At 54.5% G+C, this 213-nt stretch carries 1 rRNA gene; it reads right to left on the bottom strand.

Features of this window, described 5'->3' with window-relative positions:
• A 16S ribosomal RNA gene (locus tag AB4585_RS21600) occupies window positions 1-213 on the bottom strand; the annotation flags it as partial.

The raw sequence follows: 213 nt of genomic DNA, 5'->3' as shown, positions 1-213 counted from the left end.
TCCCGAAGGCACACCTGCGTCTCCGCTGGCTTCTCTGGATGTCAAGAGTAGGTAAGGTTCTTCGCGTTGCATCGAATTAAACCACATGCTCCACCGCTTGTGCGGGCCCCCGTCAATTCATTTGAGTTTTAATCTTGCGACCGTACTCCCCAGGCGGTCTACTTAACGCGTTAGCTCCGAAAGCCACGGCTCTAGGCCACAACCTCCAAGTAG

The sequence above is a fragment of the Vibrio sp. 10N.222.49.C9 genome (assembly GCF_041474985.1).
In the GTDB taxonomy this organism is placed as follows: Bacteria; Pseudomonadota; Gammaproteobacteria; order Enterobacterales; family Vibrionaceae; genus Vibrio; species Vibrio crassostreae_C.
Note: the sequence above shows the minus strand (reverse complement) of the source record. Positions and strands in the feature narration are given on the sequence as shown.